Origin of the sequence: Methylobacterium sp. WL7 (assembly GCF_008040085.1) — a bacterium.
Taxonomy (GTDB): domain Bacteria; phylum Pseudomonadota; class Alphaproteobacteria; order Rhizobiales; family Beijerinckiaceae; genus Methylobacterium; species Methylobacterium mesophilicum.
Genome location: NZ_VRVG01000045.1, coordinates 24,648 through 37,903, shown reverse-complemented (window position 1 = coordinate 37,903; position 13,256 = coordinate 24,648). Strand labels below are relative to the sequence as shown.

The 13,256-nt window shown below is 59.4% G+C and carries 7 protein-coding genes and 2 pseudogenes; 3 read left to right on the top strand and 6 right to left on the bottom strand.

The features are described from left to right. Window positions 1-228: 228 nt before the first annotated feature. A pseudogene (locus FV233_RS13700) lies at window positions 229-795 on the top strand (transposase); the annotation flags it as partial. A gap of 242 nt (window positions 796-1,037) precedes the next feature. On the opposite strand, the pseudogene FV233_RS31155 reads toward FV233_RS13700, so the two are convergent. Next, window positions 1,038-1,163, bottom strand: a pseudogene (locus tag FV233_RS31155) (IS481 family transposase); the annotation flags it as partial. 674 nt (window positions 1,164-1,837) lie between these two features. Here FV233_RS31155 and FV233_RS13695 point away from each other — a divergent pair. Then, complete coding sequence (locus FV233_RS13695; protein ID WP_147897791.1) at window positions 1,838-3,262, top strand: hypothetical protein; 1,425 nt, start codon at window positions 1,838-1,840, stop codon at window positions 3,260-3,262. A gap of 384 nt (window positions 3,263-3,646) precedes the next feature. After that, window positions 3,647-5,137 (top strand): hypothetical protein, encoded by a 1,491-nt coding sequence (locus tag FV233_RS13690; RefSeq protein WP_147897790.1) that lies wholly within the window; start codon window positions 3,647-3,649, stop codon window positions 5,135-5,137. 39 nt (window positions 5,138-5,176) lie between these two features. Here FV233_RS13690 and FV233_RS13685 read toward each other — a convergent pair whose 3' ends face one another. The 5 genes from FV233_RS13685 to FV233_RS13665 all read right to left on the bottom strand — a co-directional run bounded on the left by FV233_RS13685 (window position 5,177) and on the right by FV233_RS13665 (window position 13,129). Then, window positions 5,177-5,833: an FkbM family methyltransferase gene (locus FV233_RS13685; protein ID WP_147897789.1), complete on the bottom strand. Its 657-nt coding sequence runs from the start codon at window positions 5,831-5,833 to the stop codon at window positions 5,177-5,179. Between the two features lie 819 nt (window positions 5,834-6,652). Next, window positions 6,653-7,561 carry a hypothetical protein gene (locus tag FV233_RS13680; RefSeq protein WP_147897788.1) on the bottom strand — a complete coding sequence of 303 codons (909 nt, stop codon included), beginning with the start codon at window positions 7,559-7,561 and terminating at the stop codon, window positions 6,653-6,655. After that, window positions 7,558-9,423, bottom strand: coding sequence for a hypothetical protein (locus tag FV233_RS13675; protein WP_147897787.1), 1,866 nt, complete (start codon window positions 9,421-9,423; stop codon window positions 7,558-7,560). The genes FV233_RS13680 and FV233_RS13675 overlap by 4 nt, the downstream gene beginning before the upstream one ends. Beyond that, window positions 9,420-10,067 carry a hypothetical protein gene (locus tag FV233_RS13670; RefSeq protein WP_147897786.1) on the bottom strand — a complete coding sequence of 216 codons (648 nt, stop codon included), beginning with the start codon at window positions 10,065-10,067 and terminating at the stop codon, window positions 9,420-9,422. The genes FV233_RS13675 and FV233_RS13670 overlap by 4 nt, the downstream gene beginning before the upstream one ends. After that, on the bottom strand, window positions 10,064-13,129 hold the full coding sequence (locus FV233_RS13665; protein WP_187278107.1) for a glycosyltransferase: 3,066 nt from the start codon (window positions 13,127-13,129) through the stop codon (window positions 10,064-10,066). The genes FV233_RS13670 and FV233_RS13665 overlap by 4 nt, the downstream gene beginning before the upstream one ends. Window positions 13,130-13,256 lie beyond the last annotated feature (127 nt).

The window sequence follows — 13,256 nt, the reverse complement described above, 5'->3', positions numbered from 1 at the left end:
AGCCAGCCGTGCGCGCCGCTATCGTCGAGCCCTGGAGCAACGGCCCCGTCGAGGGGCAGGTCAACCGCCTCAAGCTGATCAAGCGGAGCATGTACGGTCGCGCCGGTTTCGATCTCCTGCGCCAACGCGTTCTGCATGCTGCATAAGCCAGGATCGACAAAGCTTGATCGGATGCCAAACCTTCAGCACCGAAAGTGCGGAAGAACCAAAGTTGCACGCCGAAACACACCCGACCGGGCCCAGCGCAACTTCACTGACCCGGACAGCCGCATCCTGCCCACCCGCGACGGGTTCGTGTAGGGCTACAACAGGCAGATCGCCGTCGATGCCGCGCATCGGGTGATCGTCGCGCACCGCCTCGTGACCAACTCGGCCGACTCCCGCGCCCTCGTGCCGCTCGTGGACGACGTCCACGCTTATCTCGGGCGCAAGCCGCGAGAGCTCTCCGGCGATTCCCGCTTTGCCAACGAGGCGAACCTCGTCGCGCTGCAGGAGCGGCGGATCACCGCCTACCTGGCTCCGGGTCGGGCGCGTCATGGCGAGGCGGACGCGCCCGGCCGCCGGAGGCTGACGAAGATGCCGTTGATGAGCGCGATGGCTGTGCGCCTGAAGCGGGCTGGCCGCCGCAGCCGCTATCGCCTCAGGAAGCAAGTGGTCGAGCCCGTGTTCGGTCAGATCAAGCAGGCCCGGGGCTTCCGACAGTTCCTGCTCCGCGGCCTCGATCAGGTCCGGAGCGAATGGGCGATGATCTGCACCGCCCACAACCTCCTCAAACTGGCGAAGGCCGGGCACTGAGCCCAAAGCCGACGCACACGTCTGCCCAGACTTCGACGCTCATCCAACCGCGTGAACCGGTTACTCGGACGGGCTCCTAGGTGGTTGAGCACACCTTCGGCTGGCTCAGCCACTAGCCTGCCTCCATCGTGAGCGGGCCCAGCGGCTGGATGTCGCCATGGGCCAGCTCGCCTGCGTCGCAAGCCTCATGGCCACCAACCCCCTCTATAATCCAGCCTAACAGCCGTCCTAAAACAGGCTCTCAGACCGTAGCTGCTGGCCGTAGCCCTCACGTTCTCTTGGCGAAATTGGATTGCTCCTCGGATTGCCTCCGCCGTTGTGGCGCAGCCGTGGAGAACGTGCGCCTTGATGAAACCCTGTATACGCATAAGTTGTACCACCACAAAGCGGAATTGAACATCTATCCCAGTGCTAATAGTCACAGCAGGAACGTTAGTTATGACGGTGGCATGCTGGGGCATAATCATAGAATGGCGTACGGGCTTCCCTTGCCGACGACTAAAACCGACGACCCAAATAGGGGGCGAAGCCGAAGCTTGCCATCGACCTTGAACCCCCGTAAAAATTTAGTTGGGAATGCTGAAATACGATACTTCTGAATGCGGGCCGGTTGAGAATATAGCCCATAAAAACATCGCCGTTCCGTAGAGCGGGCGTGTATTTACACTCGGTAGGCCGAAGAGTATCTACAAGCATGGTTCTGCGACGGCACGAGAGAGAAAACTAATTTTTGGTGGGCCCAGCCCGCAAACGACCCGAGCGGCCGCAAATACAGGTGTCATATCCTGCTAAGACAAACCATTTAAACCGATGATTTTTCGATCGGTTGACAAATCAATAGCAATAATAAATCTTGATCAATCCGCATTCTTCAACCGGCAGCGTCATGAACGGCCCAAACTTTAAAAACATCATCCCTAACACCGAACTCTGCACTGAGCGAGCTAGTCGAAAAATAAGCTTTAAAATAATTGACATAGAGATATCCCCTTTATCGTGAATGGACTTCATAGCCCCTGACAATTGGTAAGGTTGTCTTCTAATGAAAAACGATAATGGCACGCAGCTTGCGGAACTTGTCGATCGAATCCGTCAAGCTGACGCGGTCGGCGATTATATGAGTGCAATACGATATTGTCAGGATGCCGTGACGTTGAAGCCCGAGGATTGGTCTTTGTTGTTATGGCTCGGGTGGTTGTATTTCAATTGTAAGCAGCACCGACGTGCAATTGAGTGCGCGCGGTTAGTGATGAAACTCGATCCTTCCACCGAGTCGAGCGGCTACCGACTTCTAGTCTTTGCAGCGGCGGCCTCAGGTGAATGGGAGGTCGCGAGTCAGGCGCTTATTAGATTAAATAATATTTCGCCGGATGCTTGTTTTAAGCTCGCAAGTGAAACGATAGGCTCTTTTTGGGATTATCTAGATAAGAAGTCTCGTTCGCATAATTACGATGCTGTGATTTATGCCTATAGATCTCTCCCCCCTATAATAAGACAACTTGAGGATAAAAATCGATTCGATATGGATTTGATGGTTGCTCATGCGTACGGGATGGCCGGCAACGATCTGATGACTAGTGAAATCCTAAATGGCTTCGAATCTAAGTTAGAGCGGCCAGCCTCATTCATCGCCCATGTAAACCCATTCTCCGGAGTGTCTCTGGTTACATCATTGATGCCTGTACGGCATGAAATCCAGCGCTCCGCTGTTAATTCTTGGCATGCTTACGGCGCGCATGTCTTGTCGATCAATTCCGATGACGAAATTGCACTTCTCCGTGATATTTACCCGGATGTAACATTCATCTCAGCGCCGCGCGATGCTCGTCGTGAGTATGGGAAGCCCTACGTTTATATGTCGGATATGATATCGGCGCTGCGTCATTCAGGCCAGGAAATTGTCGGAATTATAAATTCAGATATCGTTCTCAGTTCGACGAATTTGTCCTTCATGCGCGAGATCAAGGAGGCGGCCCGATATTGTATCGTTTACGGCCATCGCTTTGATGTTGATAGTATAAAACAAATAGACATTGATCCAAACGAAGGTGAGTTGTTCGTGGGGGGTATCGATTGGTTCATGTTTTCGAGAGAACAGACAAGTCTACTCGAAGATCAGCCGTTCATTTTTGGTTGCCCCTGGTGGGATCTTTGGTTGCCGGTTCTTGCCTCAATCAACAAGATCGAAATTTGCCTTGCGAATGGCAGATTAGCTTTTCATGAGGTACATAAACAACGATGGGACACTAGTATTTTTGCCGACTTTGGGCAGGTTATCCTTCGCGAGATCGCTTCGATCCAAGACCCAGGTTCGCGAGGTTACAGCGCTCGTCAGTTGGCAGTTTTTGCGGAGGCATGTGGTCCTGAGGTTCGGTTTGGCCTTGAGCCAGTCCGATTTGCCGGCCGCATAGCTGATTTTATAAAAGCGCTGATCCATAAAGAAAGGTTGGTGATTGATGAAATTTAGATCGGATCCTTCTTCATCCGGCGAACAGTGTAGTCTCGAACTGCGGTGGCTTCGGGATCACCCCTGCCCATCGGCAGCGGCCCGTTCATTGAAAGCCCGGCTCTGCCGTCGATGATATGCGTCGAGTGAATCGTTTGTACGGGTATTGATATGCAAATCTTAGAGCAGCCGGGATTTTGCTCGTTTGAGTAACAGTCTTGAAGCAGCGTTGGCTTGACGGAGAGGGCGATCGTTGGGAGTGCTTGGTGGTTGGCCAAATGCCCGCAAGGGCGAAGGGCTCTCAGGTAGGCTTGGCCATTTGCAACGACATGACAGCGGCGACCAGGTGGTTAAGGTTCTGGGCGCTCGTCTCGGATTTCTGACAAATTGTGATAGGCGACTTGCATGTTGAAAGATCAGGCGTTGCGCGGTGCTGTATTGGGCGTCCAGAGCGCTCTGGAGATGCTCAGTGATCCACGCAATCTCCAACGCTTGTGCGTACCTGACAGTCGGCCCGGATATGCGCGGGTGGAGAGAAAACTACGTGGACTCGGAAAAAAGAATCATCTCCAAGTCGGAGTGGTGGCGTTATGGCCTATGGTTCACGATCAAATCTTTCAGGTCGGTGGTCGGGCCTATAATTTCAGTTTACGTACTCCCAATCGACTCGATGACTGTGATATTGTTTTCATAAATTGGAATTATTTTTATGGTCAGCCAGAACGATTGCGAGAGGTTGTCGCATCGTTACACGACGACGAAACCAAGCCTCGCGTCGGTGTGATATGGTTGATCGACCATCATCACGAATTCGAGCAGTCACTTCGGCTGGCGTTCGAATTCGATTATTATGTACATGCGCATCCAACCCGGGTCGATTACCTACATTCGGTGGCTCGCAATTGTCTCGGCCTCCTACCCTGTTGTTTCGGCCAGTGGGCTCCGCTTGAGATCAACCAGTTTGCAGCGAAGTACATGGGTGGCCCGCGCGTCGACGCGTTGTATGGCGGGTTTCGGGGGTACAATGACGCGTTCTCTCGAGAAGCTTTTTTGCGTACCGCCATCGAACGCATACCTGGAAACAACCTGTTCATTATTCCGTACGACGAGCCCAATGAGAGCCACCGCTACTTTTCAAAGTCTGGCGAAGAGCAATTCCAGGAATGGTGCCGGCATAAAACTTCAGCGGTTCTTGCCGTGAATGAGGACGTCCCGATCCGGTTGTTTGACGCTCTGGCGACTGGTCAGATCCCGATTGTATCCGACGATGTCCAGAGTCTCGAAATGGTTGTGCCCCCAGCGGATCAACTTGCACTCCCCGTTCTGCGCTACCGAGCAGGCGATGTTGACGACCTCGAGCGAGTGCATCGCGAAGCTGTACACCTATTCGATGCGGATGGTGAGGCCGGCGCGTGGCGGCGCCACCGCTACGCCGTCGCGCAACACTCCTATGTCGCTCGCCTGCGAACGCTTGCGGAGATGCTGGAGGTAAAGATCTCGGGCAGCTTGGGGCATCCTGAAGGCGAAGAAGTCATTGACCGTCCTACTGATAATGCGGAGATACCCCTCCCTGTGCTCAGGGAAATGCGCCTAACTCCGGTGGAAACGATTATGGCCGAAGAGATTCCACCCGGCCTTTCCGCCGTGAGCTGCGACGTTTTCGACGAGGTTGCAGCACTCGAATCGCGCTTGGCTATTGCTGAGGAGCGTGAAGCGGCAATGCGTATCGTTATGCGTGCCTTGATCGTCAGCCTGCGTCCATTCGGCTTAGACCGAAGCCGGTTCAAACGCTGCCTCGAAGAAGAAGGGCAGGACACACCCAACGACGGCCCGGCAGCGATCCGGCATACAGTGCTATATCAGGAAGCGCGACGCGTGCTGCGTGAGGCTCGATGAGCCAGGTGAGCACGTAAGCTGTTCACGATTAGACTGGGATTACTGATAGGCTCGCGATGCACGGAGAGCCGAGTCACGCGGCACAAACACCAGATCGACTTGCCACAACAGATTGTCGTTCGGCCGGAGCACTGGTTCTAAGATATCCCAGGCTTCGTAGCCGTGCGCTGTCATAAAGTTGATGATCCGACCGAAACGTGCGGTGCGCTCGTCTAAGAGTGCCGCCTCGATCACGACTACGCAATCGCATGTAAGTGTAGCCCTAGCTCCCTCCAGTACATCGATCTCCGCGCCATCGACGTCGATCTTGAGGATGGCCTGAGTTGCTGGCGAGATCGTAAGCCGCGGTGATACAAGGCTATCGACGGTAACGATCGGAATACTATCGCGCGGCCACCCTGGGGGGGCGATATCGGCGGGCCAGTGAACGTGAGGTTGATCGGGGGCGGTGGCGATATCGGCGGTCCCCGGCGCGCGTCCGGCGAAAGCGTTGAAAATCTGGCAGGATCGTAAGCCGGATGCGATGCGTTCCAAGTCGTCCTTGAACTTCGGCAATGCTTCGACCAGGACGTAATGCGCATCCGGCCAAACTTCATAGAGACCATCGGTTCCAGTCGCGACGCCGACATCGACGATGAGCGAGGCATTGAAGCCGCGTTCCGCGATTAGTGATAGCGCCTCTTTCTTGGTCCGCATTTTTGCTCCTTACTGCTCCAGCTTGTCAGTTTCCGGCGCGTTATTTGGCGCTTTAGTGTAGATCGTAGCTTCCGCTACATACCAACTCTCCGTCTCGTCTGCCCGCGTGATGTACCTTTGGCCTATCCACTACCGATCGCCGGCTCGTACTGGATCAATATGACCGGCAAAATGGGCCGTCTGAGAAGGGAAACACCGCTCAATGGGGCGGTGCTTTCCAGGGTAATGTAGCATGAGCGTGGGATAGCCTACTGGTTATTCTAGTCTAGCTGAGTCTTGCCGACGGTGCAGGTAATGACAGTCCTCCTGAAGAATGACCACCATCTGGCGCTTAAAGCGGAATATCTACGTCGCCCCGAAGAAGACGGATCGCCCCCGAGCGAGTTCCGGTTGGAGCCGCGTCCTCACGAGTGGGCGTTGAGAATGAGCTGCCAGTCAAGTCTGCATGGATCGCGGCCGCGCGCAGAGATGCTGCCAAGTCGCCGATAGCAGCCTCGAACCGAGCGAGGGCCAGCCAGATTTCAGGGTTCAACGGCGCGATATTTATTAGGACCTTGAATAGGCGACGCGCTTGCCCAGGATTACCAGTGAGCCCATGGAACAGGCCGGAGGTGGCGAGCAGGCCGGCGGGCATGCCGCTCCGCATCCGGAGCAGACGGCACAACTCGTCGACTCGGCCCGTCCGGCTCAGGGCAAGGGCCAGCAACGAGGGGGAGACGTCCGGATCCTCAAGCAGGGTCGATAGAGCGTTCTCACCCTCCAAGGGCACACCAGCGATGGCACAGAGAAGGAAGTTGTCGTGAGACATAGTGCGACCTCCTATGTTCGACCTAATATCCCGCCCCGCGGTGGCGCCACCGCCAAGTCTCGGATCAGGTCCGCGACTGCGGCGGCGTAAGCCGCCCGATAGCGTCGTGCGGTTTTTTTGGTCCCGCTCTCCCCCGGGCGGCGTGCTGCGAGGTCCGCGTAGGTCTCCGCGTGCCGACCTAGGTCAGCCACGGCCTCCAGGGACGCCTGCGCGTGGGCCCCCTCCCCGCTCTGCAGCGCCGCCAACTTAGGCGAGTATCGCGTACGAAACGCCGCGAAGAAGTGATGTTGAAGGTCGTCTCCCCACGCCCTCGCGTGATCGAGGTGTAGCAGGGTGGGTCCCGCCGGATAGCTGGCGTGTATGCCCGCGAGGAGAAGCGCCATCGCGAGGGCGCGCCCCCACCCGGGCAGACCCACCGCGAAGGGCTCGATGTCGAGTTCAGCAGCACTCTCGACGGCGAATAGAACCGCTGATGGACCGCACGGATCGAGGGTACCGGCGTCGTCACAGGGGTGCACGATGTCGGCGCGATTCAAAAATATCGCCCTGCCTCCGTTCCTGCCTTCGTCAGCGATGCGCCGAAGGAGATCGGGGCAGGCAACGCGCGCGTCCGCGCTCGCGATGCCACCCCACGCTACCTCAGCGGCCCGCAGGGTTCGGATCATCTCAGACAATGGTATCCGCGTCCGTCCGCAGAGACTGCGCGCGTCGCATTCTGCGACGACGACCTGCACATCCGGATATGCGACTTGGACGGCGTCCGCCTCGTCGGCGGCATTGACGCTGACGACGTGGAAGCCGCTTTCTCGCCAGCTTTCGAGGCAGCGATACTGATTCAGATGACCGATTTCACGCCCGCCTGCAATCTGCCGCGCGGGGCGCGGGGTCAGCGATGTGGCAAGAGTGGGACGCGTCATCACGATTCAGGATCTCTGGCTGTCGGCGTTGTCACCGCCGCGCGTAGCGCCGTGGCCAAGCGGGCTGAGTACGTGACCGTGTCGAAGAACGGAGCGTCGCGCATACCCCGCGCTATGCCGACTTTGAACGCCGCCCAGGCTGAGAAGTCTTCGGCCAGGGTGCACGCCGTCTGCACGTAGCCATCAACCGTGCCGGCGACGTAGCGCGACAACCCCATCAGATCCAGCAAGTCGGCGGTCTGGTTCTCGCGCTGGGTGGGGCCGCCCTTCGTGACGATCGGGATATTCAAACGCAGTGCGTCCAACGAAGACAATCCGCCACTGTGTGGGAAGCTGTCGAGATAGATGTCGACTTCGGAGAGAAGGTCGGCGACGACCGCAGCGTCTCGCCAAGGGCCCGCTACGGTCACGCGAGCGGGGTTGACGCCCCGGGCGATGAGTTGGTCGCTGAAGCGGCGCAGGAAGCGCCGGCCCGCAAAGTCGGAGCTCCAGTTCGGATTGAACGGGTACAGCACCAAGCGACTATTAGGGGTCGCGGCCAGGATTTGCGCCCAGGTGTCGGTGAGGGCGGGATGTATCTTGTAGAAGTTGGCGCCGCTGCCGAACAATGTGACCGTTGATGGGTCACGTAGGCGCTGGAAGGAAAGCTTCGTACTGCGGCGCTCCCCTCCGTCATCCTCACGGTCGAACACGAGGCATGATCCCGGCGGACGAACGAGCGTCTCGGTGTAGCCATCCTGCGGCCTCTCGGCTCGCTCCGACAGCAGACCGGAGATGTAGAGGTCGATGGCCGGGAAGGCCGTCGTGACCACAGCACATAGGTTGACCGCCTGCCACCGTGCCAGCCGCAACGTCGCCAGTGCGATGTAGTCATTATAGCCGTGCGTAACGTTGGTCATGAACATCAAGCAATCGAGGTCGAGTGCCTTGATCGCTTCGGCCTGCTCGCTCAGGCTGCGCTCTTGGCTGAGGTCCACGAACTCGTGGCTCAGCGCGGCAATCCGCCCCTCCATGGTCCGCCGATCCTTCGTCGCTGGGCGGTTCCGGTGGATGATCGAGACGATGTGGAAGCCATGATCTCGCAGTCGATCCACCGACGCCGCGCCGACGATGTTCTCCGTGCGCCAGTCGGTGTCAGCCCAGAGTAGCCCGATTCGTATCATCGAGCCGGATGCCAGCAATTCTGTCTGGCTCGTCTCGGCGGGATCTAGCCCGTGCTTGCGCTTGAGATAGGCGCGGATCAAACGGCTCTTCGCCCGCGCGTGCTCGAGGAGCATCCCCTCGCACGAGTAGACGATGCCGCCGCCGATCGCGCGGACGCTGTGGTCCAGGAACGTGTTTAGCGGGCCGTCGGCCGTCTCGATCCGGTCCGCGAGCGCGGCGCCAAGTGTGGCGCCATAAGCGACGAAGCTGACGCGCTGAGCGTCGGTTTCGAAGCACCGGGGCTGCCACGTGGCGTAGATCAGAAGGATCTCGTCAAAGCGCTCCTGCACGACGAAATGTTCAAGCCCCTCCAACTCGAAGGGGGGCCGCAAAAATATGCCGCCGAGCAGCCGGCGGGGATCATCCTGAGCGAGGGCGTTCCAAGCGTCGTAGACCCGCTCAGACGGGACCGGGAGCTGGAATATCGCGTCGAGCACACGAGGCTCATGGGCGATCGCGAAGAAAACCGCACCTGCCTCTGTGGCAAGTAGGGCGAAAGCCGAATCGGCCTGGTGATGACTAACCAGTCTTACCCAGCGATCGCGCGCGTCAGCAGCAAGCCTCGCGTCAGCCGGCGCGCCATCGGTGAGCCAGACGCGGAGGCAGGCGTGCAGTTCCCGAAGGCAGCTTGCGAGGGCCTGCTCCGTGACGTTGAGATTCATGAGCCGCCGCCGGGCCCATTCGAGATCGGAAGTATGCCCGCTACGTGCCGCTCCGCGAAATACGACAGCAGCGCCGCGCGGACGACGAGTCCATTGCGCGCGAGCACCTCGGGAGTGATCGGCCGAATACGCACCAGCGAGACGCCGATCGAGAGCGTGCGCGCATCATTCGGATTGGGCTGCTTGGCGAAGGGGGCGCATATTTCGATCTCAGTGAGACTCTCCGCCCCGTGGTGCCCCCCTGCCCCTGCTCCATTCTCCGGAGTGAGACTAGCCGGGCGCGCAGGCAACCTGGCGACGTACCGATGGACGTCGTCGAACGCGAGAGTCGCTGAGACAGGGTGACCGTCTACGCGGAACGTCACTTTGTCCCAACACGCGTGATCAACGATATGCGGCACGTATACGCTCAACTCGAGCTCGATGCTGCGGTCGAGGACTGCAATGACCCGTGCCGTGCTCGAACCGCCCATCCATCGAAAGCACACGCCCTCAAAGATTTCCGAGGGGTACCAACTGGCACCGGCCAGCGTGCTGTCGAACGGAATGTCCGCCTCGATCGGCAACTCGACGCCCGTATCCCAGGTGACGGTGCCAGGCTCCCGCTCATGGCTCCTATTCAGCGTGACTGTTGTTGCCGTCACAGGACGGAACTCCTCTCCGATTGTGGCGCGGCGGACGCCGATCGCTGCCCAAGCCATGATCGATCTGGCGTCTCATCCTGCATCGCGCGGACTGCGGCCCGCTCGAAAGCCTCGACGTGGTGCGCGGCACAGGCCTCCCAGGTGAACTGACGGCTCCGGAGCTCCGCCTCCCGTGCGAGGGCAGCGCGAAGAGCAGGGTCAGTCACCAAACGTTCCACCGCTGCCGCTACGGCGACCGCGTCGCTAGGGTCGACCAAGAGTGCTCCTGACCCCGCGATTTCGGCCATGCTTGAGCCGTTTGATGTGACGACGGGCGTTCCGCACGAGAAGGACTCGACGATCGGAAAGCCAAAACCTTCCGCGAGCGATGGAAATACCGTGCAAACCGCACCCGAATAAAGGTCCCAGAGCTGCTCGTCCGGGACGCGGCCGAGAAACGTGATACGAGCTGCGTCGGCGCCTGCTAGATCGGTCAAGCCGTCTGCCGTCACGGACCAGCCGGCCTGACCGACGACGATCATCCGAAGGTCCATAACTTCCGCCGCTCTCAGGTATCGCATCGCTGCGATTACGGTACGCAGATTCTTGCGCGGTTCGATGGTCCCGACGCAGATAAAATACGGCTTCCCGTCGGATCCAGCAGGGCTTGCTGAGGCGCGACGTCCGATGCTCTGGGAATGCCGAGCTACACCGAGGTGGGCGACGGACGTTGAAGCTGGCAACGTCGGGAATGTTGCGCGCACGGCGCTTTCCGTAGCCGCCGAAATGCATAGAACATGATCGGCATCGGCGAGATAACGAAGCTGGCCGTTAAAATTGACGGCCGCTGTTGTCGAAAACCACTCTGGGTTCGTGAGCGGGAATAAATCGCAAACTGTGAAAACCTGCGGGAGCGCCTTAAAACGTCGGTCGACCCCCGCGAACGGAAAATACGGATAGAACGCCACGCCGGTCCGCGGCCGTAGACCGGGCTGAGCGAAGGTGGCACCCGCGAGGTCACCCTCGCGCAATGCGACCGCACTGTGCTCAAGTTGAGGTGCATAGAATAGCTGCAGATCGATCCGCACATCGCGTGCCAGCTGGTGCATTACATTATGCACGTAGCGGTGAACGCCCGTAGCAGCCTTCGGGTCGGTGACCGCCATGCACAGAACGTCGATGTTCATGTACACGGTGAGGGCCTCCGACCGGGTGGCGCTTGAAACCAGACCTGCAGTCGCCTCAGTCAGTGAACGCGCAGCACCTCGGCTTGGCAGACGGCCGCTATCACTAAATCCTGACGGCGGACGCTGTTTCACCGGATGCAATGCCTCAGCGGAATCGTCATCGGTGTTCAGGTAGGCCAACAGGACCGTCGCGTGGGCAGGTAGGGCGTATCTCGCCTCAGGACGGGAAAGGATCTCGCGGACGATCTCTCGCCGATCGAGGCCAGACCGGATCGCCTCGGCGCACCGCGTGTGCTCCGCCTCGAACTCGAGCCGCCGGTGCAGGATAGGGTAGAGCATGGCGAGGAAGGTCGTTTCGGAGAGACCGAGCAAAATCTTCAGATCTTCGGCAGCGCGCAGTGCGGGATCCGAGGGCGGAAAGAAATCGGCTCGTGCAACGCGGCGGATCGCAGTTGGCGTGTCGATCAACTGCACGATCCGCAGGAGGCGCGACCACATCCGGTCACTCGGATCTTTGACGTACCGCATGAAGTACCGCACCAGAGCCCGCGCTTTCAGCTCGTCCGGACAATAGGTGTCGATGAGGAAGATCAAAGGTCGAGCGTAATTAGCTGACCGCAGGGAAAACAAACGCTGGTTGCGTGGCGCGAAAATTCCCTCTGCGGCCTCCGTGAAACGGTTGTAGACCCGTGCCATCGGCGCGACCCAACGCTCGATGCCAGCCCGCTCAGCGCGCATCGTAAACTCGCTGTCGGCGTGATAATGCGGCAGGTGCCGGACGTCGTATAAACCGATCTCTTCGAAGACCGAGCGGTGGATTAACGTGCCGTTACCGCACAGATAATCCGCCGCGATAAGCCCTTCGGTCGAGGGCGGGAGCTGTTCGAGTGCATCGTCCCAGGCCCCGGCCATCGCTGTCTGCACGAAGGACCCTGAACTCCAGTCGTTGTAGGCACCCACCCCCCAAAGACGCCCTGGCGTGTCAGCGAAGGCGATCACGCTTCCCACGATGCGCGCCTCGGCGCGCTCCGCGGCGTCGACGATGGTCTTCAAGAAGTCGGGGGGGATGATCGCGTCGTCGTTGATCGTCAAGATGTAGTCGCAGCCGTCCGCCACTGCGCGGGCGACACCAATGTTGGTCGCAGCTGTCCAGTAGGCGGAGTCGGGCGCCGGTAGGACCGTGCATCCGGCAACATCGAGGCTCCTGAGCGCCTCCGGCGTGCCGTCGGTCGAGTTGGAATCCACCGCATAGAATTGGAAGAGCGGGTAATCCTGCTCGTTGAGCATGCGTGCGAAGTCCACCGACCAAGCGCGACGGTTGCGTACCGGGGTCACCACGCCGATGAAAGGGTATCGCGTTAACCTTATCGTCGCGGGTGTTCTATCCTCGACCGGAGCCCAGCCCTTGGCCGGCAGGCGTGTGGGATTGGGCAGGCGGCCCTCGGCGTGACCCCGAACAGCGTAGTGTTCAGCCGGATCGACGCCACTCTCCATCACGTCGGGGTAGCGTGCGATGTACCAATCCGGATCGACCTCCTGCCGCCGGGCGTAGCGGGCTGCAGCTGCGGCGTTGGCGTAACGGCCTTCGCTGTGGCCGGCGAGGGCGTAGTGCTCAGCCGGGTCGACGCCCGCCGCTGCCACATCGGGATAAGTCGCGAGGTACCAGGCCGGATCGACCTGCGCCATCAACTCCCGTCCGGACTCGCGCGCGTAAAGAGTTGCAGCGGCCGCGTTAGGATGGCGGCCTTCGCTGTAGCCGGCGAGCGCATAGTGCTCGGTCGGGTCGACGCCTGCCGCTGCCACATCTGTATAGGTGGCGAGGTACCAGGCCGGATCGACCTGCCTCTTCAGCTCCAGCTCGGAATCGCGCGCGTGGTGGGCCGCGGCATTGGGCAATCGCCCCTCAGCCCGACCATAACGGACGTAATGATCCGCAGGATCTAGACCAGCGTCCGCTACATCGCTGTTGTTAGCCAAGTACCAATCGGGATCGACCGCCTCGTCGTGGGGCGGTAGTTCTGTA